At 72.5% G+C, this 23,877-nt stretch carries 21 protein-coding genes; 9 read left to right on the top strand and 12 right to left on the bottom strand.

Annotated elements, in window-relative coordinates:
- Positions 1–35 precede the first annotated feature (35 nt).
- Positions 36–857, top strand: coding sequence for a DUF4394 domain-containing protein (locus ACTIE5_RS05625; protein WP_439548728.1), 822 nt, complete (start codon positions 36–38; stop codon positions 855–857).
- A gap of 213 nt (positions 858–1,070) precedes the next feature.
- Here the strand turns inward: ACTIE5_RS05625 and ACTIE5_RS05620 are convergent, their stop codons facing one another.
- A complete protein-coding gene (locus tag ACTIE5_RS05620; RefSeq protein WP_439548727.1) occupies positions 1,071–2,321 on the bottom strand; it encodes a putative DNA modification/repair radical SAM protein in 1,251 nt (416 codons plus the stop codon).
- 70 nt (positions 2,322–2,391) lie between these two features.
- Positions 2,392–2,574 (bottom strand): hypothetical protein, encoded by a 183-nt coding sequence (locus ACTIE5_RS05615; RefSeq protein ID WP_439548726.1) that lies wholly within the window; start codon positions 2,572–2,574, stop codon positions 2,392–2,394.
- Between the two features lie 155 nt (positions 2,575–2,729).
- On the opposite strand from ACTIE5_RS05615, the gene ACTIE5_RS05610 reads away from it, so the two are divergent.
- On the top strand, positions 2,730–3,011 hold the full coding sequence (locus tag ACTIE5_RS05610) for a hypothetical protein (RefSeq protein WP_439548725.1): 282 nt from the start codon (positions 2,730–2,732) through the stop codon (positions 3,009–3,011).
- On the opposite strand, the gene ACTIE5_RS05605 is transcribed toward ACTIE5_RS05610, so the two are convergent.
- Positions 2,983–3,780, bottom strand: a complete 798-nt coding sequence (locus ACTIE5_RS05605; protein ID WP_439548724.1) for an AraC family transcriptional regulator — start codon at positions 3,778–3,780, stop codon at positions 2,983–2,985. The genes ACTIE5_RS05610 and ACTIE5_RS05605 overlap by 29 nt on opposite strands.
- A 69-nt stretch (positions 3,781–3,849) precedes the next feature.
- Here ACTIE5_RS05605 and ACTIE5_RS05600 point away from each other — a divergent pair, with 69 nt between their 5' ends.
- A complete protein-coding gene (locus ACTIE5_RS05600; protein ID WP_439548723.1) occupies positions 3,850–5,091 on the top strand; it encodes an MFS transporter in 1,242 nt (413 codons plus the stop codon).
- 22 nt (positions 5,092–5,113) lie between these two features.
- Here the strand turns inward: ACTIE5_RS05600 and ACTIE5_RS05595 are convergent, their stop codons facing one another.
- Both ACTIE5_RS05595 and ACTIE5_RS05590 read right to left on the bottom strand, forming a co-directional pair.
- The gene (locus tag ACTIE5_RS05595; RefSeq protein ID WP_439548722.1) at positions 5,114–6,022 is read right to left on the bottom strand and encodes a hypothetical protein; all 909 of its coding nucleotides are present in this window, start codon (positions 6,020–6,022) and stop codon (positions 5,114–5,116) included.
- A complete protein-coding gene (locus ACTIE5_RS05590) occupies positions 6,019–7,929 on the bottom strand; it encodes a glycosyltransferase (RefSeq protein WP_439548721.1) in 1,911 nt (636 codons plus the stop codon). The genes ACTIE5_RS05595 and ACTIE5_RS05590 overlap by 4 nt, the downstream gene beginning before the upstream one ends.
- Positions 7,930–8,115: 186 nt before the next feature.
- Between ACTIE5_RS05590 and ACTIE5_RS05585 the strand changes: the two genes are divergently transcribed.
- From ACTIE5_RS05585 to ACTIE5_RS05570, 4 genes are all read left to right on the top strand, one after another.
- A complete protein-coding gene (locus ACTIE5_RS05585; protein ID WP_439548720.1) occupies positions 8,116–8,940 on the top strand; it encodes a DUF6502 family protein in 825 nt (274 codons plus the stop codon).
- Positions 8,937–10,208, top strand: coding sequence for a DUF5666 domain-containing protein (locus ACTIE5_RS05580; RefSeq protein ID WP_439548719.1), 1,272 nt, complete (start codon positions 8,937–8,939; stop codon positions 10,206–10,208). The genes ACTIE5_RS05585 and ACTIE5_RS05580 overlap by 4 nt, the downstream gene beginning before the upstream one ends.
- Positions 10,209–10,569: 361 nt before the next feature.
- A complete protein-coding gene (gene pnp, locus ACTIE5_RS05575; RefSeq protein WP_439548718.1) occupies positions 10,570–12,828 on the top strand; it encodes a polyribonucleotide nucleotidyltransferase in 2,259 nt (752 codons plus the stop codon).
- A 218-nt stretch (positions 12,829–13,046) separates the two neighbouring features.
- A complete protein-coding gene (locus ACTIE5_RS05570; protein WP_439548717.1) occupies positions 13,047–14,447 on the top strand; it encodes an NAD(P)H-dependent flavin oxidoreductase in 1,401 nt (466 codons plus the stop codon).
- 90 nt (positions 14,448–14,537) lie between these two features.
- Here the strand turns inward: ACTIE5_RS05570 and ACTIE5_RS05565 are convergent, their stop codons facing one another.
- From ACTIE5_RS05565 to ACTIE5_RS05555, 3 genes are all read right to left on the bottom strand, one after another.
- Positions 14,538–15,656: an NADH:flavin oxidoreductase/NADH oxidase gene (locus ACTIE5_RS05565; RefSeq protein WP_439548716.1), complete on the bottom strand. Its 1,119-nt coding sequence runs from the start codon at positions 15,654–15,656 to the stop codon at positions 14,538–14,540.
- Positions 15,657–15,723: 67 nt separating this feature from the next.
- Positions 15,724–16,569, bottom strand: coding sequence for a DUF2272 domain-containing protein (locus ACTIE5_RS05560; protein ID WP_439548715.1), 846 nt, complete (start codon positions 16,567–16,569; stop codon positions 15,724–15,726).
- A gap of 20 nt (positions 16,570–16,589) precedes the next feature.
- A complete protein-coding gene (locus ACTIE5_RS05555) occupies positions 16,590–18,497 on the bottom strand; it encodes a hypothetical protein (RefSeq protein ID WP_439548714.1) in 1,908 nt (635 codons plus the stop codon).
- A gap of 84 nt (positions 18,498–18,581) precedes the next feature.
- Here ACTIE5_RS05555 and ACTIE5_RS05550 point away from each other — a divergent pair, with 84 nt between their 5' ends.
- Entirely contained in the window at positions 18,582–20,027 is a 1,446-nt protein-coding gene (locus ACTIE5_RS05550; protein WP_439548713.1) for an FAD-dependent oxidoreductase, read from the top strand.
- A 449-nt stretch (positions 20,028–20,476) separates the two neighbouring features.
- Here ACTIE5_RS05550 and ACTIE5_RS05545 read toward each other — a convergent pair whose 3' ends face one another.
- The 3 genes from ACTIE5_RS05545 to ACTIE5_RS05535 are packed head-to-tail and all read right to left on the bottom strand — an operon-like array spanning position 20,477 to position 23,104.
- Positions 20,477–20,752, bottom strand: a complete 276-nt coding sequence (locus ACTIE5_RS05545) for a TfoX/Sxy family protein (RefSeq protein ID WP_439548712.1) — start codon at positions 20,750–20,752, stop codon at positions 20,477–20,479.
- 5 nt (positions 20,753–20,757) lie between these two features.
- Entirely contained in the window at positions 20,758–21,483 is a 726-nt protein-coding gene (locus tag ACTIE5_RS05540; RefSeq protein WP_439548711.1) for a ribonuclease activity regulator RraA, read from the bottom strand.
- Between the two features lie 49 nt (positions 21,484–21,532).
- A complete protein-coding gene (locus tag ACTIE5_RS05535; protein ID WP_439548710.1) occupies positions 21,533–23,104 on the bottom strand; it encodes an alpha-amylase family glycosyl hydrolase in 1,572 nt (523 codons plus the stop codon).
- A gap of 108 nt (positions 23,105–23,212) precedes the next feature.
- Between ACTIE5_RS05535 and ACTIE5_RS05530 the strand changes: the two genes are divergently transcribed.
- Positions 23,213–23,455, top strand: coding sequence for a hypothetical protein (locus tag ACTIE5_RS05530; RefSeq protein WP_439548709.1), 243 nt, complete (start codon positions 23,213–23,215; stop codon positions 23,453–23,455).
- Positions 23,456–23,550: 95 nt separating this feature from the next.
- Here ACTIE5_RS05530 and ACTIE5_RS05525 read toward each other — a convergent pair whose 3' ends face one another.
- Positions 23,551–23,823: a hypothetical protein gene (locus tag ACTIE5_RS05525; RefSeq protein ID WP_439548708.1), complete on the bottom strand. Its 273-nt coding sequence runs from the start codon at positions 23,821–23,823 to the stop codon at positions 23,551–23,553.
- Positions 23,824–23,877 lie beyond the last annotated feature (54 nt).

The following is a 23,877-nucleotide window of genomic DNA, read 5'->3' as shown; positions in this document are numbered from 1 at the left end:
CCCAGACGGCCCCGTCACGACAACGGAGAAACGCGATGTCCCCCAACCTGCGCTACACGATTCTCGCCGCCAGCTTCATCGCCGCCGCCGGTGCCGGCCCCGCCAGCGCCACCACGCTGATCGGCCTGACCGCGGAGAACAGCCTGGTCCGCATCGACGGCGAAAGCCGCCGCGCCGCCGCCCCCATCCGCATCACGGGCGCCGAGGGCCGCGTCATCGGCATCGACCAGCGGCCGCAGGATGGCCGCCTCTATGGCGTGACCGAACGCAGCCAGATCGTCTCCATCGATCCCGCGACCGGCCGCGCGACCCAGGTCTCACGCCTCAACATGCCCTTCGATGGCGGCGGGCGCGCGGTGGTGGATTTCAACCCGGTCGCCAACCGGCTGCGGCTGATGGGCATGAACGGCACGAATTTCCGCGTGAACGTCGATAGCGGCGAAGTCGTGCGCGACGGCGCGCTGAAGTACCAGGAAGGCCCGAATGCCGGCACCACGCCGCGCATCACGGCCGGCGCCTACACCAACTCCGTCGCCCCGCCCGCCAATGCGCCGGCGGCCGGCCAGCCCGGCGCGCCCAGCACCGCGCTCTACACGCTCGACACCCTGCTCGGCAGCTTCAACCTGCAGGCGCCGCCGAATGACGGCGTGCAGCAATCCCGCGGCATGGTCGGCATGGCGCTGCCCGCCAGCACGGCTTTCGACATCCTGACGGATGCGCAGGGCGGCAATACCGGCTTCGTCCTGGCCGGCGGCACGCTGCACACGATCGACCTGGCGAATGGGCGCCTGACCGCGACGGGCGCCGTCACGGGCCTCGGGCAGGCCGAGGTGATCGACATCGCCGCGATGCGATGACGCGACATCGCCGCGATGCGGTGACGCGGTGAACCAGCCCGCCATGGCCAGCCACCCCCTCCATCCCGGTCGGCCATGAGGCGGCGGTGGCACATGCCCGCGATGCGGGATCACGCCGCCGCCGCCTTGCGGGGACAGGGCGCTGCCGCGAAACGGCAGGCCTCAAGGCGGGCCGGGGCAGCAATCCCGGCCTCGCCCCGTTCGGCGATCACGTCAGAACAGCGACATCTGCACCGGCCTGGCGGCACGGGCGAAGGCGGTCTCCGGCACCAGCAGGCCGCGCAGGCCCGGCATCTCCAGCCCCCGCGCCCGGTGGCCCGGCAGCAGCACGAAGGGCAGCACCTTCGCCAGGCTCACGCGCAGCCGCGCCAAATCCTCCGCCCGCATCAGCGTGTGCCGCCGCGCGGCGATGATGCGGTCCACGGTCTTGGCGCCGAGCCCCGGCACGCGCAGCAGCGCCTCCCGCGGCGCGGTGTTCACATCGACGGGGAAATGCTCCCGGTGCTTCAGTGCCCAGGCGGTCTTGGGGTCGAGCTCAAGGTCCAGCATGCCCCCCTGCCCGCCCGCCATGATCTCCTCCCGCGAAAAGCCGTAGAACCGCAGGAGCCAGTCGGCCTGATACAGGCGATGTTCCCGCACCAGCGGCGGCGCGATGGGCGGCAGCAGGCGGGATGCGTCGGGGATGGGCGAATAGGCGGAGTAGTAGACCCGCCGCATCCGGTACCCCGCATAGAGGTCCGTCGCGGTGCCGAGGATCACGCCATCATCCGCCCCGTCGGCGCCCACGATCATCTGCGTGGACTGCCCCGCGGGCGCGAAGCGCTGGGGCTGCGCGCGGCGGGCGGTCTTCACGGCATCCTGCGATTCCTCGATCCGTCCCCGCAGCCCCGCCATCGCGACCCTGATGCGCCGAAAATCCTTCTCCGGCGCCAGCGCCGCCAGGCTCTCCGCCTTCGGGAGCTCGACGTTGATGGAGAGCCGGTCCGCGTGGCGCCCAGCCTCCGCCAGCAGTTCCGGCGCGGCATCGGGGATGGTCTTCAGGTGGATGTAGCCGCGAAATCCATGTTCCTCCCGCAGGGTCCGCGCCACCAGCACCAGCTGCTCCATGGTGTAGTCCGGGGACCGGATGATGCCGGAGGACAGGAACAGCCCCTCGATCGTGTTGCGGCGGTAGAAGGCGAGCGTGAGGTCCACCACCTCCCGCACCGAAAAGCGGGCACGGCGGACGTTGGACGACGCGCGGTTCACGCAATAGGCGCAGTCGAAGACGCAGGCATTGGTCAGCAGGATCTTGAGCAGCGAGATGCAGCGCCCATCCGGCGCATAGGCATGGCAGATGCCCGACCCCTCCGTGCTGCCGATGCCGCCCTTCAGGCTGTTGCGCTTCGTGGTGCCGGAGGAAGCGCAGGACGCGTCATATTTGGCGGCATCGGCCAGGATCTCGAGCTTCTCGCGCAGCTCCATGGGGAACAGAATCCGACAGGTTTCTGTTCATGTTATGTTCAAGTGGGCACTGCGCAAGGTGGGGCCTGTGCTACCGGATGCGCCAGCGCCGCCACATCGCGACCCAGGCACCGAGGCCACCGACGAAGACCGTCGTGGCGACCGCCCAGACCAGCAGGATCACGATCACCGCCTTGAGCGGCGACGGTGCCGTCATCATCGTGCCGGCCAGGCCGGCGACCTCCGGCAGATGTTCAGCCGATGCGCTGCGCATGCGTCTCCTCCCTTCCCGAACGGCCATCCCGATTGGGGCATCAACGCGGCAAGGCGGAAGTTCCCGCAGGCAGATCGCTTTCTTGTGATGAGCGCGGGCGGTCCATGGCGCCTTCTTCCCTGGGCGGACGAATGTGGCTGCGCAATGGTGCGCCCATGAAGCGTTTGGACACGGATTGCATACCGCCGGTGAACACCCCGCCCCCAGCGGCGCCGTCGCTGGAGACCATCCTGGCGGAGCTGCGCCGCCTGGCGATCGGGGCGCTGGATGGCGGCCATCCGGTGGTGGCCGCGAGGATCGCCGCCGTGGCGGACCAGGTCGAGGCAGCCGCCTGGCCGCCCCGCCCCCCTCGCCCGCGCTACGGCGCCGGTCGCGCCGCCCCGCCGGCGGAGGAGACGCCATCGGCCATCACCGGCGGGCCGCCGCCCCCGGGGTGATCCCGAAGGCCGCGCGGAAGGCCGCGCCGAAGGCCGGCGCGCTGGCATAGCCCACCGCCGCCGCCGCCCGCGCCGGCGTCTCCCCGCTGGCAAGCCGCGATGCCGCCTCCGCCAGCCGCAGCGTCTGCCGCCAGCGCGCGAAGCCCATCCCCGTCTCCGCCACGAACAACCGTTCCAGCGTCCGCGGGCTCGCCCCCGCCTGGGCGGCCCAATCCTCCAGCCGGCGCGCGCTGGCGGGGTCCTGCCGCAGCGCCGCGGCCAGGCGCTTCAGCCGGGGGTCGCGCGGTTCCGGCACGCGGAAGGGCAGCGCCGGCGCGCGGGCGATCTCATCCAGGATCAGCGCCGCCAGGTGGCCGCCACGCCCCGCCAGATCCCATTCCAGCGGCTCCGCGCAGGCGGCCAGGATGAGTTCGCGCAACAGGGGGGAGACGGCGAGCACCGTCGCCTCCCCCGGCCCCGCGGCCGCGGCATCGGCGCGCAGGAACAGCGCCCGCATTGCGACGCCGCCTTCCGTCTCCACCCGATGCGGCTCCCGCGCCGGCATCCACAGCGCATGGCCGGGCGGCACCACGAAGCCCGCCGCGTCGGTCGCGATGCGCATCGTGCCCCGCGTGGCCCAGAGGAGTTGCGCGCGGTCATGCGCGTGGCGCGGCACGCCCTCCCCTTCCGCATAGTCGCGGGCGAAGGCCGAAAGGGGCCGGTCCACCTCATCCTGCGGCAGGTCGCGGCGCGGGGCGGGCGCAAGGTCGGTTTGGCGGTTTGGCGACATGGGCTGTCGGGACGTCTCCGATGCGCCAGCCTAGCATGGTCGCAGTCAGGACAGTTGGAAACGGCACCCATGGACGCGGCCCGGCGCACGATCTGGTTCATCAACGCGGCGCATATCTTCACCCATTACGGGCTGCTGATCCTGGCCACCGCCGTGCTCGGCATCGTGCTGCAGGAACCGGAGGTCTTCGGCACCGGCTACGGCCCGATCGTGGCGCTCGGCACGGGCATGTTCGTGGTCTACGGCATGGGGTCGCTGCCCATGGGCAATCTGGCGGACCGCTTCGGCCGGCCGGCGCTGATGGCCGCCTTCTTCCTCGGCACCGGGGCCGCGATGGTGGCCGCGGGCTTCGCGACGGGGCCCGTCACGCTGGGCCTGGCGCTCGCCGTCATGGGGGCCTTCAGCGCCATCTACCATCCCATCGGCACCGCCATGCTGGTCGATGCGGCAGGGGAGAAGGTGGGCCGCGCCATGGGCATCAACGGCGTCTTCGGCAATGCCGGCGTGGCGCTGGCCCCCGCCGTCACGGCCTTCGTCGCGGCCGCCATCGGCTGGCGCTGGGCCTTCTTCATCCCGGGCGTGCTCTGCGTCGCCGTCGGGCTTCTCTATTTGCGGGAGGGCCAGGTGGACAGCGCCAAGGCCAAGGCCGGCGCCAAACCGTTCCCCGAAATCCCGCCCGCCATCGTCCGCCGCGCCGTGGTGGTGCTGATGAGCCTGGCCGCCGTCTCCGGCTTCATCTTCAACGCCTTCACCATCCTGCTGCCAAAGCTGATGGAGGAGCGCCTGGCCAATTCGCCGGACCTGCTGCCGGTGGTCGGCGTGCTCGCCTTCCTCACCATCATCTGCGGCGGCATCACGCAGTTGACCGTGGGCCGGCTGATCGACCGCAACACGCTGAAGCGCGTCTTTTTGCCGCTCGCCTGCGTGCCGCTGCCCGGCCTCGCGCTGCTGTCCTTCCTGGAGGGATGGGCGGTGCTGCCCGTCGCGGGCCTGCTGGCGGCGGCCATCTTCGGCCAGGTCACGGTGAATGAGACGATGACCGCCCGCTATGTCGGCCCGAAGCTGCGCACGAAGCTTTATTCCATCCGCTTCTTCGTGGGCTTCCTCGGCGCCGCCGCGGCCAGCCCGGTGATCGCCTGGCTGCATGGCACGGCCGGGGGCCTCGGCAGCGTGCTGCTGGTGCTCTCCGCCTTCGGGGGCATCACCTTCCTCTGCGCCCTCGCCTTCCCCGACCGGCGGGAGGAGTTGTCGCCCGAGCTCTGGGCCAGCGCGCCGGAGGCCCCGCGAGCCCTGCCCCAGGCCGCGGAATAGGGAGCTGGCCGGGCGGCGCGCGTCAGGCCCTGGCGTCGCGGCCGAAATCCCGCGCGACCGGCCCCAGCCGGTCGCGCATCCCATCCGTGATGCCCCATGCGAAGGCCCGTAGCGCCTGCCAGCTTCGCCCGGCCGCCGCATGCAGCACCGACTGGGCCGCGATCGTCACCACGGCGCGGCATTTCCAGGCCAGCGGCACCGTGGCCAGGCGCAGCATCGCCACCTGGTTGCGCGCATGGGTGTACAGCCGCCGCGGCGGCTGCAGCGCGAGCCGCAGCCCCAGCAGCGGCACGCGCAGCACCCCGCTGCCCAGCCGGTGCGGCATGGGCATGGTGGCCAGCATCCAGCAGGAGAAATGCCCCGCCCAGGCGCGCAGGCACCATTCGATGTCCACCGCATCAATGAAGAAATCCTCGCGGAACCCGCCCAGCGCCTCGAAGGCCGCGAGGTCGATGAGCGAGCCGGAGGAGATGACGAATTCGAGCGGCACAGCCCCCGCCACCGGTGCCGCCGCGCCCCGGCGGCAGCGCCGCGGCGCCTTGCACCCGCAGCCCTGCGCCGCCACGGGCATCGGCCCCACCACCGCCGGGCATTCGCCAACCGCGATCAGCCGCGCCCGAACGCCGAGCAGCGCCGCCGCCATCGCCGGCGGGGGGGAACTGTCCTGGTCCAGCAGCAGCAGCGCCTCGAACCCCTCCGCCCGCGCCACCGCCGCCATGCGGTTGTAGGCGATGCCAAGCCCCTGGTTGCTGCCATCGCCCAGCAGCACCGGCGCCCGCCGCCCAGGCCGGTCCAGCACTGCCCGCGCCGCCGCATCCAGCGGCGCGTTGAGGAACAGGTACACCTGCGCGACGGAGGCCTCGAGCGCCGCCAGCGCCTCCTCCAGCAGCATCGGCGCGGGGTGGAACAGCACGATGCCGGCGGCGATCATGCCACCCCCTCCCGCGGCCAGCGGAAGCCGGATGGCGCGGCGGCGGCCGTGCAGGCCGCCAGCAGCGGCAGGTTCGGGTTATGGAAGGGGTCGGCGGCCAGGCTCTCCGCCCAGCGATGGCGCATCACGGCGCGCGCCGCGTCCATCGCGGCGACACCCTCCGGCACCGACTCGGGCAGCGCGTCCAGCACGCCGCGATGCATGAGCATGGCGAAGGGCGTGTGCAGCACGCGAAGCCCCCGCCAGCGCAGCCGCAGGCATAGATCCACGTCATGCAGCGCGTGCGGCAGCGTATACTCATCCAGCCCGCCCGCGGCTTCGAACACCGCGCGGCGCAGCATCATCACGGCACCGGACACCGCGGAGACCTGCCGCGCCAACGCCAGCATCCCGCCCGGGCCGACCTCCCCGGCCATGGCATCGGGCGCCACTGGCCGCACCACGGCTTGCGGGTCCAGCGCATAGCCCGCATGCAGCAGGCGCCCGTCGCGGCCCATCAGCTTGGCCCCCACGGCCCCCACGGGCTGCCGCAGCACATGGCCGGCCAATTCCCCGATCCAGTAGGGGGAAAGGACATCCACGGCCCGGTCCAGCAGCAGCAGCAGCGATCCCCGCGCCTCCGCCGCCGCCAGGTTCAACGCGCCCGCGCGGCTGGTGCCCGGCGGCACGTCGAGGAAGCGGATCCGCCCATCAAGCGATTGCCTGTCGCCCACGGGCGGGCTGGCCGAAGCGTCGCCCTGCGCCCGCATCGGCGCGGCGACGATCATCTCCAGCTCCGCCCATTGGGTCCTCCGCAGCACGCCATCGGCGCATTCCGGCAGCCGCCCGCCATGGGGCATCGCCACCAGCACGCTGACCAGCGGCCGCGGCGGCCGCACCGGATGCACCACGCGGTGCCAGCTTGGCGCCAGCGGCGCCGGCTGCAGCACCGCCCCCACCTCGCCCGCCGAGGCAAGGCTTTCCATGACAGCGGCACGGGACGCGCGGACGCAGCGCGCGGCCTCCCGCTTCGAATAGCTGCCCTGGGCCGGCTGCCGCCAGTGATACAGGATGCGCGGGATGTGATGGATGCGTGCCGGCGTCGTCGCCGCCGCCGCGCGCAGCGCCAGGTCATGGTCCTGGCTGCCGTTGAAGCCCGGCCGCAGCCCGCCGATCCGGCGCAACAGCCGCCTGGAATAAACGCCGAGGTGGCTGACCAGGTTCTGCGCCAGCAGCAGATCGGGGTCGAAATCCGGCTTGAAATAGGGCGCGAAGCGGCGCCCCTTCGCATCGATCTTGTCCTCGTCGGAATAGGCGATGTCGAGGTCGGGGTGCTGGCGCACCAGCGCCGCCACGTCATGCAGCGCGCGGGCCGGCAGCAGGTCGTCATGGTCCATCAGCAGTACGAAGTCGCCGCGGGCCATGCCGATGGCATCGTTGGTGGCGCGCGCGATGTGGCCGTTGCGCGTGCGCCGCCGCCAGCGGATGCGCGGATCCACCGCCGCCATCTCAGCCAACAGCGCCTCCGCCTGGCCGGATGGCGAGGCATCGTCCACCGCGCAGAGTTCCCAATGCGGGTAGGTCTGCGCCTTCAGGGATTCGATGGCCTGGCGTAGCAGCGCCGGCGGGGTCTCATGGATCGGCATGGCGACGGACAGCAGCGGCGGGTTCCTGTGGTCCATCGCCTCCCGCCGCATGGCCTGCGCCTCGGCCTCCGTCAGCGTGTCATGGTCCTCGATCCAGCGCTGGTAGCCCAGCGCATCGGTCGTCGGCAGCGCACGCAGACAGGGGCGCAGCAGCGGCAGCGCGGGCAGGGCCAGCCGGCGAAGGCCGGCACGCAGGGCGGGGTGGCGGCGCAACTCCCCCAGCACCGCGGCGGCGATGCGCGCAACGGGAAGCGGGGCGACGAAGGGCTTGGTCGGGGGCATCACGGGTTCCGCCTTGTGGTCTCGGCGCAACATAATGTGGGAAAATTTCCCACGTCAATCTTGTGGGCTGATTTCCCACGTCACGTCGTGTTACGCTGCCCTACACCCGGAAGCGTCCGTCCCTTGTCCGACCCGCCCGCCACGCCCCAAGGCCCGCCCCTTGCCCCCCCTCTTGCTCCGGCCCTCATGCGGCCGCTCGCCCGGCTGCTGCGCCCGCTGCTGCGCCTGATGATCCGCGCCGGCCTCACCTGGCCCGTCTTCGCGGAGCTGGTTCGCGCCCTCTATGTCCAGGTGGCGGCGGAGGAGGTCGCGACCGCGGCCGCCCGCACCGACAGCCGCCTCAGCCTGATGACGGGCGTGCACCGGAAGGAGATCCGGCGCCTGCGCGAACAGCCCCCGGATGCGCCCGCGGTGCCGGCGGTCGTCACTCTGGGCAGCCAGCTTGTCGCCCGCTGGCTCGGCCTGCCCGCCTTCACGGATGCCGGGGGGCGGCCCCTGCCGCTGCCCCGCACGGCGCCGCCCGGCGAACCCTCCTTCGAGGCGCTGGTGAGCGGCGTGACGCGGGATGTCCGCCCCCGCGCCGTGCTGGATGACTGGCTGGCCCAGGGCCTGGTGCGCATGGACGGGGAGGATCGCGCCATCCTCCAGGCCTCGGCCTTCGTGCCGCGGCCGGGGACGGAGGCGCAGCTGCACTACTTCGCCCGCAACCTGCACGACCATCTGGCCGCCGCCACCGCGAATGTCGCGGGCGCCTCGCCCGCCTTCCTGGAACGCGCCGTGCATTATGACGGGCTGCCGGAGGCGGTCGCGGATCGCATGGAGGCGCTGAGCCGCGCCGCGGTGGAACGCCTGCTGGTGGAGGTGAACCGGGAGGTCCTGCACCTGCTGGACAGCCAGCCCGCCCCGCCCCCGGGCACGCCGACCCGCCGCGTCAACCTCGGCGTCTACCTCTATGCGGAAGCCGAAGCCGCCCCGGCCGCGCCGGATGCCCGGGCGGAGAGGCGGGCATGAGGGGATACGCCGCCCTGCTGCTGCTGCTGGCGGCGGCCTGCGCGCCCGCGGCGCCGCCTTCCCACCCCGCCTGCCGGATCGGACCCGATGACGGTCCCGTGCTCGGCAGCGGGGATCGCGGCATCGGCGGCACCGGCGCCCTCGCCGCGTCAGGCGCCCCGGGCGCACCAGGCACCCCAGGCGCCATGGCGGGCGGGGACCGCGGCATCGGCGGCACGGGCGTGATCGGCGTGGTCACGGGCTTCGCCAGCATCTGCGTCAATGGCGTGGCGGTGGAGCATGGCACCGGCCAGGCGGCGGTGCCGCCCGATGGCGGCTTCGGGGCCGGCGCCCCGCTGCGCGCCGGCCAGGTCGTCGTCATCCGCGCCGCGGGCGATGGCAGCGTGCTGCGCGCCGACACCGTCGCGGTGCGGCATGCGGTTGTAGGGCCCGTCACCGGGACCCGGCCCGGCGGCCTGGTCGTCGCGGGCCAGCCCATCGTCTTCGCCCCGGCGCTCCGCGGCGGCCAGGGCTGGGCGCCCGGCAGCTGGATCGCCGTCAGCGGCCTCCCTCGGCCGGATGGCGTGATCGAGGCCACGCGCATCGACCCCGCCCCCCCCGGCCAGGTCCTGCTGCGCGGCGTGGTGGAACGGGATGCCGCAGGGCTCCGGCTCGGCCCCGTGCGCCTGGCGATGGGCGGCATCGGTGGCCTGGCCCTGGGCCCGCCCATCGTCGCCACCGGGACCTGGCGGAATGGCATGCTGGTGCTGGATGCGGCGGCGCCGGACCTGACGCTGGCCGACCCATTGCGGCGATTCGGGCCGGACACGCGGCGCCTGCTGGTGGAGGCCTTCGTGGGGGGCGGCGCGGGCGGGTTGCAGCTGGGTCCGGGCGGGCCGGTCGTGCCGGTTGCCGCATCCCCGGCGCAGGCCGGATTGGCCCGCCGGGCGGAAGCCCGCCTGGTGGTGGAAGCGATGCGCCAGCCCGACGGCGGCTTCCTCGCGATTGCCGCGATGGCGCCGCCGCCGATGTCGGACGCGAATGGTTCCGCGGGCGGGGCTGGCGGCTTGGGCGCGGCAGGCCCCATGGGCGGCCAGCCAGGCGCCGGCCCGCCAGGGCCGGGACAGGCGGGGCCGGGACAGGCGGGCGGCGATCCGCCGGGCGGAGGCCCCGGTGGTGGCACGGGCGGAGGCCTCGGTGGAGGTCCCGGGGGTGGCCCCGGTGGAGGTCCCGGGGGTGGCGGTGGCCCCGGTGGTGGCCCGGGCGGCAGCGGTCCCGGCGGCCGCTGACCGGCCCGCCCGGCCTTTCCGCTGGCCTTCCGCCCCTGGCCGTGGCATAGCCCCGGCCGGGCCGGTCCCCCGACGGGGCCCCGGCCTCCGCTGCGATGGCAGCGGATGCTTCGAGGATGGGCCGTTCCCGGATGGGAGGATGACGGCGCCTCCGGCCACATGGGCGGCCTTCCCACTGCGCAGACAACGCGGTGGGCCCTCCGCCTCCCCATGCCGCCCGAGTCGCCGACCATCCCTGTCCGATCGGACAGGAACGACATCGCGCGCATCCGTCTCCCTCGCATTCAGCCGCCCGCGGGAAACCCGCGCGGGCGGTGTCATGACGTGGCCCCGCATCCGGCGGGTCCGAGAAGGACGACGCATGTTCGACAAATACTTCCGCAAGGACATCTCCTGGGGCGGCCAGCTGCTGACGCTGGAGACCGGGAAGATCGCCCGCCAGGCGGATGGCGCCGTGCTGGCGCGGCTCGGCGACACCATCGTGCTCTGCACCGTGGTCGGCGCCCGCAGCGTGAAGCCCGGCCAGGACTTCTTCCCCCTGACCGTGAACTACCAGGAGAAGGCCTTCGCCGCGGGCAAGATCCCCGGCGGCTTCTTCAAGCGCGAGGGTCGCCCCTCCGAGAACGAGACCCTGGTCTCCCGCCTCATCGACCGCCCGCTGCGCCCGCTGTTCCCGGACGGATTCCGGAACGAGGTCCAGGTGGTCGCGACCGTGCTGTCGCATGACCTCGAGAACAATCCGGACATCGTGGCGCTCGTCGGCTGCTCCGCCGCGCTGACGCTGTCGGGCATCCCCTTCTTCGGCCCGGTCGGCGGCGCGCGCGTTGCCTATATCGATGGCCAGTACGTCCTGAACCCCACCGCCGCCCAGCTGGCGCAGAGCGACCTCGACCTCGTCGTCGCCGGCACCGCCGAAGGCGTACTGATGGTGGAATCGGAAGCCAAGGAGCTGTCCGAGGACGTGATGCTCGGCGCCGTGGAATTCGGCCACAAGTCGTTCCAGGCCGTCATCCAGGGCATCATCGAGCTGGCCGAAGTGGCCGCCAAGGATGCCTGGGCCCTGCCGGAGGAGAGCGAGGCCACCAGGACGCTCAAGGCCCGCATCGCCGAACTCGGCCGCGCGCCGATGGCCGAAGCCTACAAGATCGTCGAGAAGCTGACCCGCCAGAACGCCGTCGGCGCCGCCAAGAAGGCCGTGGTCGCGGCGCTGGAGGCCGAGGGCCTGGATGCCGGCGCCGCCAAGGGCCTGCTGAAGGAACTGGAAGCCGACGTCGTCCGCAACGCCATCCTGGACACCGGCCTGCGCATCGACGGCCGCGACACCAAGACGGTCCGCCCGATCGTGGCCGAGGTCGGCATCCTGCCGCGCTCGCACGGCTCCGCCCTGTTCACCCGCGGCGAGACGCAGGCGCTCTGCGTCGCCACGCTGGGCACCGGGCAGGATGAGCAGATCATCGACGCCCTCGCGGGCGAATACCGCGAGAACTTCATGCTGCACTACAACTTCCCTCCCTACTCCGTGAACGAGACCGGCCGCATGGGTTCGCCCGGGCGCCGCGAGATCGGGCATGGCAAGCTGGCCTGGCGGGCGATCCACCCGCTGCTGCCGGAGAAGGACAAGTTCCCCTACACCATGCGCGTGGTGTCCGAGATCACGGAGTCCAACGGCTCCTCCTCCATGGCCACCGTCTGCGGCACCAGCCTCGCGCTGATGGACGCCGGCACGCCGCTGAAGCGCCCCTGCGCCGGCATCGCCATGGGCCTGATCAAGGAAGACCGCGCCTTCGCCGTGCTGTCCGACATCCTGGGTGACGAAGACCACCTGGGCGACATGGACTTCAAGGTGGCGGGGTCCGAGGCCGGCATCACCGCGCTGCAGATGGACATCAAGATCACGTCCATCACCTTCGACATCATGAAGATCGCCCTTGGCCAGGCCAAGGACGGCCGCCTGCACATCCTGGGCGAGATGGCGAAGGGCCTTTCCGGCGCCCGCGGCGACGTGGCGGCCACCGCGCCCCGCATCACCGTGATCAACATCAACAAGGACAAGATCCGCGACGTCATCGGCAGCGGCGGCAAGGTGATCCGCGAGATCACCGAGCAGACGGGCTGCAAGATCGACATCGAGGATGACGGCACCATCAAGGTCGCCGCCGTGTCCATCGAGGCCGCGCAGAAGGCCATCGACTGGATCCAGGGCATCGTGGCGGAGCCCGAGGTCGGCAAGATCTACAATGGCAAGGTCGTGAAGACGGCCGAATTCGGCGCCTTCGTGAACTTCCTCGGCGCCAAGGACGGCCTCGTCCACATCTCCGAACTGGCGAATGAGCGGGTCCAGAAGACCAGCGACGTCGTCAAGGATGGCGATGCGGTCAAGGTCAAGGTCATCGGCTTCGACGACCGCGGCAAGGTGAAGCTCTCCATGCGCGTGGTCGACCAGGCCACCGGCGCCGACATCACCGAACAGGTCGGCGCCCGCCGCCCGCGTGAGGATGGCGAAGGCGGTGGCGGCGGCGGTGACCGCGGCGGCGACCGTGGTGGCGATCGCGGCCCGCGCCGTGACCGCGACAGCGGCCGTGAGCGCGGCTTCCGTCCCCGCCGCGAAGGCGGCGAGTAAGCTCAAACCGCCGCGAAGGCGGCGAGTGAGCAACCGGGGGCGGAGCATCTCCGCCCGCCCCGGCCAGAGTTGAGGGCGGGACTCGGGTAATCCCGGGTACCCCCCTCCCACTCCGGCGCCGGACGCGCCATATTCATGCATGACGGGACGTCCTCCGGGACGTCCCGTCATTCGCATGCACCACCCTTCGTCTGAGACAGTCACCGGAGCCCAAGGCCTTGAAGGCGATCAACCCGATCCGCATGGGCGGCGTCGAAGTCCTGCCGCTTGTCGAAGGCGGCAAGGGCGTGGCGGTGTCCAACGGTGCCACCTGCGGCGGCTGGGCCTCCGGCGGCGGCGTCGGCACCTTTTCCGCCGTGAACGCCGACAGCTACGACGCCGATGGCAACGTCATCCGGCAGACCTACACCGGCCGCACGCGGCGCGAGCGGCATGAGGAGCTGGTGGCCTACGGCATCGCCGGCGGCATCGCCCAGGCGCGCGAGGCGCATGAACGCGCCGGCGGCCAGGGCCGCATCCACATGAACATCCTGTGGGAGATGGGCGGCGCCGAACGCGTGGCGCGCGGCATCCTCGAAGGCGCCAAGGGCCTGGTCCATGGCGTCACCTGCGGCGCCGGCATGCCCTATCGCCTGGCGGACCTCGCCCGCGAATACAACGTCCACTACTACCCCATCATCTCCTCCGCCCGCGCCTTCGCCGCGCTGTGGAAGCGGTCCTACAACAAGCAGCGCGAATTGCTGGGCGGCGTGGTCTATGAAGACCCCTGGCTGGCCGGCGGCCATAACGGCCTGTCCAACAGCGAAGACCCGAAGCGGCCGGAGGATCCCTATCCCCGCGTCCTGAAGCTGCGCCAGCAGATGCGCGAATTCGGCCTGGGCGATGTCCCCATCATCATGGCCGGCGGCGTCTGGTGGCTGGAGGAATGGGAGCACTGGATCGACAGCGAGGAGCTTGGCCCCGTCGCCTTCCAGTTCGGCACCCGCCCGCTGCTGACGCAGGAAAGCCCGATCAGCGAGGAATGGAAGACCCGTCTCCTCCAGATCAAGGAGGGCGACGTGCTGCTGCAGCCCTTCAGCCCGACGGGCTTCTACTCCTCCGCCGTGCGCACGGACTTCCTGAACGAGCTGGAAGCGCGCAGCGAACGGCAGATGCCCTTCACGACCGAGGCGAATGAGGCCCATACGGCGCCGCTCGGCATCGGCCCGCGCAAGCGACTGGTCTACCTGAAGCCGGACGATTTGCCCCGCGCGGAAGGCTACATCGCGTCCGGCTTCACCGAGGCGCTGCGCACACCCGACGACACCCTGGTGTTCGAGACGCCGGCGGCGGCGCGGGAGATCCTGAACGACCAGACGGATTGCATGGGCTGCCTGTCCCATTGCCGCTTCTCGAACTGGACGCAGAACGAGCCCGATTTCAGCACCGGCAAGAAGGCCGATCCCCGCAGCTTCTGCATCCAGAAGACCCTGCAGGACATCGCCCATGGCGGCAGGCTGGAACGGAACCTGATGTTCTCCGGCCACAACGCCTACCGCTTCGGCACCGACCCCTTCTACTCCAACGGCTTCGTGCCGACGGCGAAGCAGCTGGTCGAGCGGATCATGACCGGTCGCTGAGCCAAGCGGGCCGCTGAGGCAAAAGGCGGGGCGCCAAGGGCGCCCGCCACTGGGACAAAAGGCGGGGCGCCAGCGGCGCCCCGCGGGGGCTCACTCCCCAAGTGCCGGCATCGGGCTGCCGGTCTCCCGCCGCATGCCCATGCGGGCGATGCTGCCCCAGGCGCGATCGTATTGCGGCGGCGTCCGCGCGGCATCGACGCGGCCGAGTGCCACCGCGGCGCGCATCGGCCAGTAGGGATCGCGCAGCGTGGCGCGCGCCAGCAGCACCAGATCCGCGCGGCCCTCGGCGATGATGGCCTGCGCCGGCTCCGGCTCCGTGATCAGGCCGACAGCGGCCACCACCATCCCGGCGCCCTGCTTCACCGCCTCCGCCCCCGGCACCTGGTAGCCCGGGCCGAGCACGATCTTCTGCCGGGGATCGATGCCGCCGGAGGACACATCCATGCCATCGATGCCCGCCGCCTTCAGGCGCTTTGACAGCTCGATCGTCTGATCCGTCGTCCACCCACCCTCGATCCAGTCGGTGTGGGAGACGCGGACAAACAGAGGCAAATCCTCGCCCACGGCTTCCCGCACGGCGCGGGCGATGGCGATCGGCAGGCGCGTCCGGCCCTCGAAATCCCCGCCCCAGCGGTCGTTGCGCGTGTTGCTGATGGGCGAGAGGAACTGGTGCAGCAAATAGCCATGGGCGGCGTGCAGTTCGACCAGCCGGTAGCCCGCGGCCACGGCCCGCTTCGCGCAGGCGGCGAACAGCGCCGGCAGCGCCTCGATCTCCTCCGCCGTCATCATGGTCGGCGTGGCGAACTGGCCCATGGGGATGGCGGAGGGGGCCTTGATCTCCCACCCCGGATCGGCCGGCGCATCGTCCCAGGCGGGGGCGCGGCTGGCCTTGCGGCCGGCATGGCCGATCTGGATCGCCGGCACCGCGCCGGCATGGGCGATGGCGGCGGCCAACCGCGCATGGGCGGGAATCTGCGCATCCTCCCACAGGCCGAGGTCGCCGGGCGTGATCCGCCCATCCGCCGTCACGGCGGTGGCTTCCGCCATCACCATCCCCGCGCCGCCGATGGCGCGTTGCAACAGGTGGGCCAGGTGCCAATCCGTCGGCCGTCCATCCGGCCCGGCGCAGTACTGGCACATGGGGGAGATGCCGATGCGGTTCGGCAGGGTGACGGTGCGAATCGTGAGGGGCGCGAAGAGGTCGGTCATGGCGGTCATGCTCCGGGGCCCGGGATGCGGGCGGCTTGCCCCTGGCATACAGCCGCGACGCCGGTGGTCAATCGCGCACCCAGGGCGGCAGCCGCCCGAGCCGGCTTTCCACCAGCAGCAGCAGTGGCCGGCGGCCGGGCGGCGCGGGCAGCAGGCGCCCATCCGGCCCGGCCGGATAGCGCGTCATCGTCACGGCATCGAGGACATTGCCCCCCACCGCCTGGACCTGCCCGGGCGGCGTCGCCACCACGATGTCGCAATGCATGGCCCGCGCGCGCCCGGCCTCCGCCAGGCGTTCCGTCCAGTGGCGCAGCGGCGCGGGGCCGCGGTCGAAGCACAGCAGGTCCCCGGGCGCGGGGGCGCGGTCCTCCGGCGCATGGGGGATGAAGGGGGCCTCGGCGGGGAAGCGCCGGGCGGTCTCCATCAGCCCGTCCAGGTAGAAGGCGTGGGTGGCGCTGGGCGGGAATTCCGCCGCATCCACCCCCGCGGCCCGGAAGACCCAGGCGATGAAGGCCGCGGACCAGTAGGGGGTGGACCACAGCGCCGCGCCCTCGGGCTGCCGGGCCAGGGTGGCGGCGTAGCGGCGGCGGTTGAGCGGGATGGCGCCGTGATCCTCCGGCACCGCCTGCCAATAGGCCATGACGCGCGGAAAATTGGCGGGATCGGCTTCCCGCGCCGGGGCTTCCGCGCCATCGGTCCAGGCGTCGCGCGCGACCTCTCCCCAATCCCGCCATTCCGCGGTGGCGATGCGCACCACGCGATCGGCGGCGGAGGGCGGGTAGGACAGGGGCGGCGCCGGTGCCGGGGGCGGCGTGGCGCAGCCGGCCAGGACCAGCAGCGCCGCCAACCAGCGCAACCGCTTCCCGCCGCTGCCGCGGCCCGCCTTCATGCCGCTGCCGCGGCCCCCCTTCATGCCGCTGCCGCGGCCCCCTTTCATGCCGCTGCCGCGGCGAGGCCCAGGATCACCGCATCGGGCGCCATCAGGCCGAGCATCGCGGCCGCCTGGGTCGTGGGTTCGGGATCGCCGCCGAAGGGGGATGGCATGACCTCCAGCACCCCGCCCTGCAGGCGCACCAGGGGCCGGAGCAGCGCGATGGCCTGGTGGTGCAGTTCCTCCGCCTGGCCGATCGTCGCCTCAGCCAGCACGCCCGGGCTGGCGGCGGCGGCCAGCACCACCGCGCCGGCGGCCCGGGCCATCAGCGCCACCCCTTCGCCGTAGCGGAGTTCCGATTGCCGGATGGCATCGCCCACCCGCAGCCCCTCCGCCGACACCAGGCGCGGGCCGGCCACCAGCTCCACCGTGGCGGGCCACACCGCAGCCACCGCGGCCTGGATGGCGGGGGCCAGGCGCTGCGGGTCCAGCTGCGGCAGGGCGCGGGCCAGGGCCAGCAGCGCCTGGGCATGGGCGGCCGGGCTGGCGATGCGGCCATCGCGTTCGCGGAAGGCGCCATCCTCCCCCTGCAGGGCCAGCAGCCGCCCGGCCAGGTCGCCGAGTGCCGCGGCATGGCCGGGCCGGGCTTCGGCACGGAGCCGGGCCTCCACCCCCAGCGCGGCCTGGGCCAGATCCTCCAGCCCCGGATCGCCGGCCTGCAGCCTGGCCAGCCGGGCGTCGAACCAGGCGGCCAGCGCAGCCTGGCGTTCCGGCGTCACGGGGGTGCGGTAGGCATCGGCGGCGGCGAACAACAGGTGGGTGCCGATGGCATTGAGCGTGGCGCCCTGGGGGGACAGGGGATGCCGGTCGAGGCCTTCCGTCCCCACGCCGGGCATCATCGCCTGCGCGGCCTCCGGCCCCGTCAGGCCGATGGAGAGCAGCCGGTCCTCCCGCACCACCAGCGACACGCCGGGGGGAAGGTCCATCGGGCCCTGGCGGAGCAGCAGCCAGTGCAGCTGGCCGGGCTTCAGGGCCGTGGCGCTGGCGTGCATCACCCGGGCGGGGTCGGCGGGGCGCAGGTGCAGGACGGGACCATCCGGCCACCAGCCATCCGTCGCCACCGCCACATGGCCGATCGGCCCGGTGGGGGAGATGGCGGCGGTGCCTGCCGCGGCGGGGGGAGCGAAGTCGCGCCAGGCGCCGGTGGCGTGGGCCGAGACCTCCGCGAAGCCGCTGTCGGACAGGCCATCGGCGCCCGTCGTCACGCGCACCCGCCGCAGCGCGACCGTCGCGGTGAAGGTGACGGTGACGCGCATGACCGGGGAGTTGGCGCTGATGGCGTAGTCGTAGCGCAGCCGCCCGGCCTCCACCGGGCGCGGCCGCAGCCAGCCCGCCCGGCCCATGACGCGGCTTTCGTGCCAGAGCACGATCTCGTCCCCGTCCTGGCGCAGGCCGCAATCGGTGATCGCGTTCTCCACATCCTCGCAGTGGCGACGGCGGCCGAGCTGGAACTCCACCAGATTGCCGCTGTGGGTCACGGCGACGAGGCCGGCCAGGGGCCCCCTCGGGCGCTGGTGCAGCAGCCCGGCGGAGAGGTCGCCGGTGAAGACGTGGAAGGGCGTCAGCACCACCAGGTCCCGCGCGTCATCCCGCTGCACCACCAGCCCGTGATTGCCGAGGCGGCGGGCGGGCGCGGGCGCATCCTCCATCGCCATGGCGAAGTCGATCGCGGCTTCCGCCAGCCCGGGCGCGGCATCATGGATGTCGGGCATGGCCAGCAGCTCCGCCGCCCGCGCATTGGCGGCGGCGACGCAGTAGCTGCCCCCGGCGGCGCCTTCCGCCAGCGCCGCCACCGGGCGGCCGCCCAGCGTGACGACGCGGTCGATCGGGCCCCGGAACCAGGCGGCCAGGCGATCGCGGTCGGTTGCGTGCAGCAGGTTGCGCATGAAGGGCCGGGCAGCCTTCGCCATCGTGGGGGGATGCGCAGGATACAGCGCGCGAAGGCCCCCCGTGAAGGCTGGGAAGCCGGGGCGGATCCGCCCTATCCTGCCGGCATGGGCACGAATGATGGCGGCCGCCTTTTCTTCCGATCCGAGGTCTTCACCCCCCGCGCGCGAATCCGCCGGGCCGATACCGGCCTGACGGTGCGGGAGGCAGCGCGGGACATCCCCGTGCACGCGGAATGCGACGTGCTGGTGGTGGGCGGCGGCCCCGCCGGCACCGCCGCCGCGGTCGCGGCCGCCAGGCTCGGCGCGCGCACCATCCTGCTGGAACGCCACAACCATCTGGGCGGCCTGTCCACCGGCGGGCTGGTGGTGTGGATCGACCGGATGACGGGCTGGGATGGCAGCCTGCTGATCCGCGGCTTCGCGGAGGAGCTTCTGGCCCGCCTGCCCGCCGATGCGGTGGCCGGCCCGCCCCGGGATGCCTGGGGATCCCGCGATGCCGCCACCGCCGCCTGGTGGGCGCTGCGCACCGCCGCCTTCCACGGCACCGTCACCCATTCCCCCACCGTCTGCCCGGAGCATCTGAAGGCCGCGAGCCTGGAGCTATGCGCGGAAGCGGGGGTGGAGATGCTGTTCCACGCCTGGGGGGCGGAGCCCATCCTGCGCGACGGCGCCGTCAGCGGCGCGATCTTCGAGAGCAAGCAGGGCCGCCGCGCCGTGCTGGCGAAGGTCACGGTGGATGGCACGGGTGATGGCGACCTCTATGCCCGCGCCGGCGCCGCCTTCGCCGAGGATGTCGATGAGCGCGACATCCACCACTGCATGAACACGGCCTGGACCTGGGGCGGCGTGGACATGCCGCGCTATTTGGCCTGGCGGGCGGAAAAGCCCGATGAATTCAGCGAGTTCATGCGCCGCGGCAAGGAAGCGGTGGGCTTCTTCGACAAGGCCTTCGCCAGCTGGCGGGACGATGTGGCGCTGTTCATGGGGCCGCGCCTGGCCGGCTATTCCGCCGTGATGGTCGATGACCTGGCGGCGGTGGAGGTGATCTCCCACCGCCTGATGTTCCGCCACCTCGACCGCTATCGCGCGGAATGCCCGGGCTTCGCGGGCGCCTTCCCGATGCTGTCGGCGCCGCAATTGGGCGTGCGGCACGCGCGGCGGCTGGCGGGGGTCACGCCGGTAACGCGGGCATGGTGGGATGGGCGGATCTCGGCGGAGGAGATCGGCGTCTCCCCCAGCCTGGCGCCTTCCTTCGCGCCGGTCTCGGTGCCCTATGGGGCGATCGTGCCGGTGGCGCTGGATGGGCTGCTGGCGCCGGGGCGGCACCTCGCCTGCGATGCCACCAGCCATTCCTTCCTGCGGGAGATTCCCCAGTGCTGGCTGACCGGCCAAGCCGCGGGGGTGGCGGCCGCGCTGGCGGCGGGGCGGGGGGTGGCGCCGCGGGCGTTGCCGGTGGGCGACATCCAGGCGGCGCTGGCCAGGCAGGGCGCCTTCCTCCGCATCCCCGCGGAAGGATCAGCCCCGGCATCCTTCGCGCTGCACAATGGCTGACCAAGGCTTCACGCGCAGGTCACGCCGCTGTGAGGCCGGAAGGCGCAGAGGATGGGACGTCAAGGCATTGCCTCGACGTTTTCTCCCGGCGGTTCCGCGCATGGTGTGCGGACCAACACTTCCCCGGCGCTGCGAGGCGCCGGGGGTTTTTTTGGCCCCGGGGTTTTGGCGCCCGTATTTCCGGGCGGCCTGTGGCAGCAATGTCACTAAAATCTAAAGCGCATTTAGCCGTTTTAGTGCTTTTAGCACCGTTTTCGGGGCCATCCCTGCCGTGACAGCCCCAGGGGCCGGCGCGGGTGGCGCTTGGGTGTGGCGGCGTGGCCACATGTCCAGTCGCGGCTCCGCCAAACGTCCAGTCGCGGCTCCGCGGCGGGTCCGGCGGGCGCGACAAGCCCGCCTGATGATCGGAACTTATCAGGAACTTCGGCCGACCGCCAGCGGTTTCGCGGTCAGTCCAGCAGCGCGGCGCCCAGCGCCGCCTTCTCCGCCTCGTCCAGGCTCCGCCAATCCCGCCCCTGCAGCCCGGCCGCCATGGCCCAGAGCAGGTTGCGGGATGGCTTCGCGCCCATGAAGCGCAGCCGGCGGAAGGCCCCCGCCGCGCCCAGCGCGCGCAGGTCGCCCACCGTCTCGATCCCGGCCTCCGTCAGCATCGCGGCGCTGCGGGGGCCGAGGTTGCGCAACCGATGCACCCCGGCGCGGTCCACCAGGGGCGCGTCGCTGGCCATGGCCCTCAGCCCTTGGCGCGATCGGCCTCGTAGCGCGCCTTGGTCTCCGCGTTCGGGGGATAGAGGCCGGGCAGCGCCAGGCCCTTCTCGACCTCCTGCATGATCCAGCCTTCCAGGCGCTCCTGCTCCACCGCCGCTTCCGTCACGGCATCCAGCAGCGCGGCCGGGATCACCACGGCGCCGTCCTGGTCCGCCACGATGATGTCGCCCGGCACCACGGTGACGCCGCCGCAGCCGATCACTTCCTGCCAGCCCACGAAGTTCAGCGCGGCGACGGAAGCCGGGGCGACGTAGCCCTGGCAGAAGACCGGCAGGCCGGTGCCGATCACGCCGGCGCCGTCCCGCACCATGCCATCCGTCACCAGCCCCGCCACGCCCTTCTTCGCCATGCGGGCGCAGAGGATGTCGCCGAAGATGCCGGCGGCGGTGTTGCCCATGGCGTCGGCGACGGCGACGCAGCCTTCGGGCATGTCCTCGATCGCCGCGCGGGTGGAACGGGGGGAGGACCAGCTCTCCACCGTCGCCAGATCCTCCCGCGTCGGCGTGAAGCGCAGCGTGAAGGCCGGGCCGACGATCCGCTTCGTCGGGCCCTGCACGATCGGGCGGCTGCCGGCGATGTAGCAGAAGCGCACGCCCTTCTTCAGCAGCACGGTGGTCAGGGTGGCGGTGGTGACGCCCATCAGGGCGTCGCGCGTGGCGGGGTTCATGAAGGGCTGGGCTCCGGCTGCCATGGCAGAATGCGTGGCCGCTTGAAGCCCAGCCGGGCGCCGTCGTCCAGGGTCAGACCCGCGCGAGCGACACCCCCCAGCCATGCAGCGTGCCTTCCGCCGGCGGTACCGGACTCCCCGCCAGGGCAGCGCCGCCCGCCACGCCTTCGGGCAGGGGCACGGGATCGGCGGCGAGGTTGAACAGGCAGCGGACGCGGTCCGGGCCTTCCTCCCGCTCGAATCCCAGCAGCGGGGCGGGCAGGTCGATCGGCCGCAGGCTGCCCGCCACCAGCGCCGGGCTGGCGCGGCGCGCGGCCAGAAGCCCGCGCGTGAAGGCCAGGATGCTGCCGGGCGCCTGCTGGGCGGAGACGGAAAGCGCGCGATGGGCGTCGGGCACCGGCAGCCAGGGCGTGCCGGTGGTGAAGCCGGCATGGGGCAGGGCGGCGTCCCAGGGCATCGGCGTGCGGGACCCGTCGCGGCCGGCGAAATCCGGCCAGAAGGCGATGCCGAAGGGGTCGCGCAGCGCCTCGAACGGCAGATCGGCCTCGGGCAGGCCCAGCTCCTCCCCCTGGTAGAGGCAGGCGCTGCCGCGCAAGGTCAGCAGCAGGGCCAGCAGCAGGCGGATGACGCCGGCATCGGGGACGCCGCCGGGGGACCAGCGCGTGGCGGTGCGGACCACATCGTGGTTGCTGAAATTCCAGCAGGGCCAGCCATCCGGGTTCGCGGCGGCCTCCACCAAAGCGCGGGCCACGGCGTGGTCGAAGCCGGCGCGGAGCGGCGCCAGGGTATAGGCCATGTGCAGCAGCCCCGGCGCGGTGGCGCGGGCGACGCGCTGGTGGGCGCCGGGCTGGGAGGACAGCTCCCCCAGCAGCGCGGCGCCGGCGGCATCGGCTTCCGCCCTCAGGCGGCGCAGGATGGCGTCGGTCCCCTGCCCCATCATGTCGTGAAGGTGCAGCTGCATGCCGAAGAGCTTGGCGGGGGGTTCGGGGCGTGGGGGGGCCGGGGGGTTGTCCCGCAGCGCCGGGTCATGGGCCAGGAAATCCAGCGCATCCAGGCGGAAGCCATCCACGCCGCGGGCCAGCCAGAAGCGCATGACGGCGGCGACCGCATCGAGCGTCGCCGGGTCCCCCAGGTTCAGGGCCGGCTGGTCGGGCAGGAAATGGTGCAGGTAGTATTGGCGGCGCCGCGGCTCCCACCGCCAGGCCGGGCCGCCGAAGACGGAAAGCCAGTTGCTGGGCGGCGACCCATCCGGCTTCGCATCCGCCCAGACATAGCGGGCGGAGAGCTTCCCATCCCGCCGCGCCCGGCTTTCGCGGAACCAGGCATGGGCGGTGCTGGTATGGCCGGTCACCAGGTCCAGCATGACCTTCAGGCCGCGCGCCTGGGCGCCCGCGATGACGGCGTCCATATCCGCCAGCGTGCCATAGCGCGGGTCCACCGCGCAGTGGTCGGCGACGTCATAGCCGAAATCCGCCTGGGGGGAGGCATAGACGGGGGCGAGCCAGATCGCGTCCACGCCCAGCGCCGCGACATGGTCGAGGCCCTGGAGGATGCCGCGCAGATCGCCCACCCCGTCGCCATCCGAATCCCAGAAGGACCGGGGGTAGATCTGGTAGATCACCGCGCCGCGCCACCACTCCGCCATGCCTGGCCCTCCTGCGATCCGGGACTGCAAGGCGCGGCGGGGGCGCGGGTTCCCGCAACCCCTGCACCACGCCTGGCGTTCCACCCTTCCGGACACAGGAGCAATGCCATGGACGACAAGGACAGGATCGACGAGGCCCGCGGGTCCGAGGACGCGCTGCGGCCGACCCTGCCGGGGGGCGAAAGGGTGCGGCCCGGGGAGACAGGCGAGGAGGCAGAGGACAACAGGGCCTCCGGCCATATCGACGACCCGATCCATCCGGGGGAGACACAGCCGGGGGAGATGATGGAACAGGCGCAGCTGCGAGGGGGGCCGGTGGATGTCTCGCCGGACCGGGTGCGGCGCGGGTGACTTTCGGGGAAGGCGCTGCCTTCCCCGGACCCCTACCGCCCCCTCTGGAAGGTTTGGGAGGCAGAGCCTCCTGGACCATCGTCAATTGATCCCGGTCAAGGGGGAGCAGCGCTCCCCCTTCGGACCAGCCACCGCCATACCCCGAACAGGTTCAGCGCCAGCAGCACGAGGTTGGTCAGCCCCAGCTGGCTTTCCTGTTCCAGCTGTGCCGAGGCCAGCCAGCAGGCCGATCCGCCGGAAAACAGCGCGAAGCCCCACCCCGTGGCGCGCCGCCCCAGATCGGCGGCCGTCATGCCCGCCCCCGCGATGGTCAGCGCCGTCGCGCCCCATTTGAAGATGTCAGGCCAGGTGGCCCCGCCGATCCCCATGCCGCCCGCCCTGCCCGTGCAGGGCGCAAACGCCAGCAGGCGGGGCGCGTTGCC

Source organism: Falsiroseomonas sp. (genome assembly GCF_051859025.1).
GTDB lineage: Bacteria > Pseudomonadota > Alphaproteobacteria > Acetobacterales > Acetobacteraceae > Falsiroseomonas.
The sequence above is the reverse complement of the archived record's forward strand: the minus strand, read 5'-3'. Positions and strand labels throughout refer to the sequence as shown.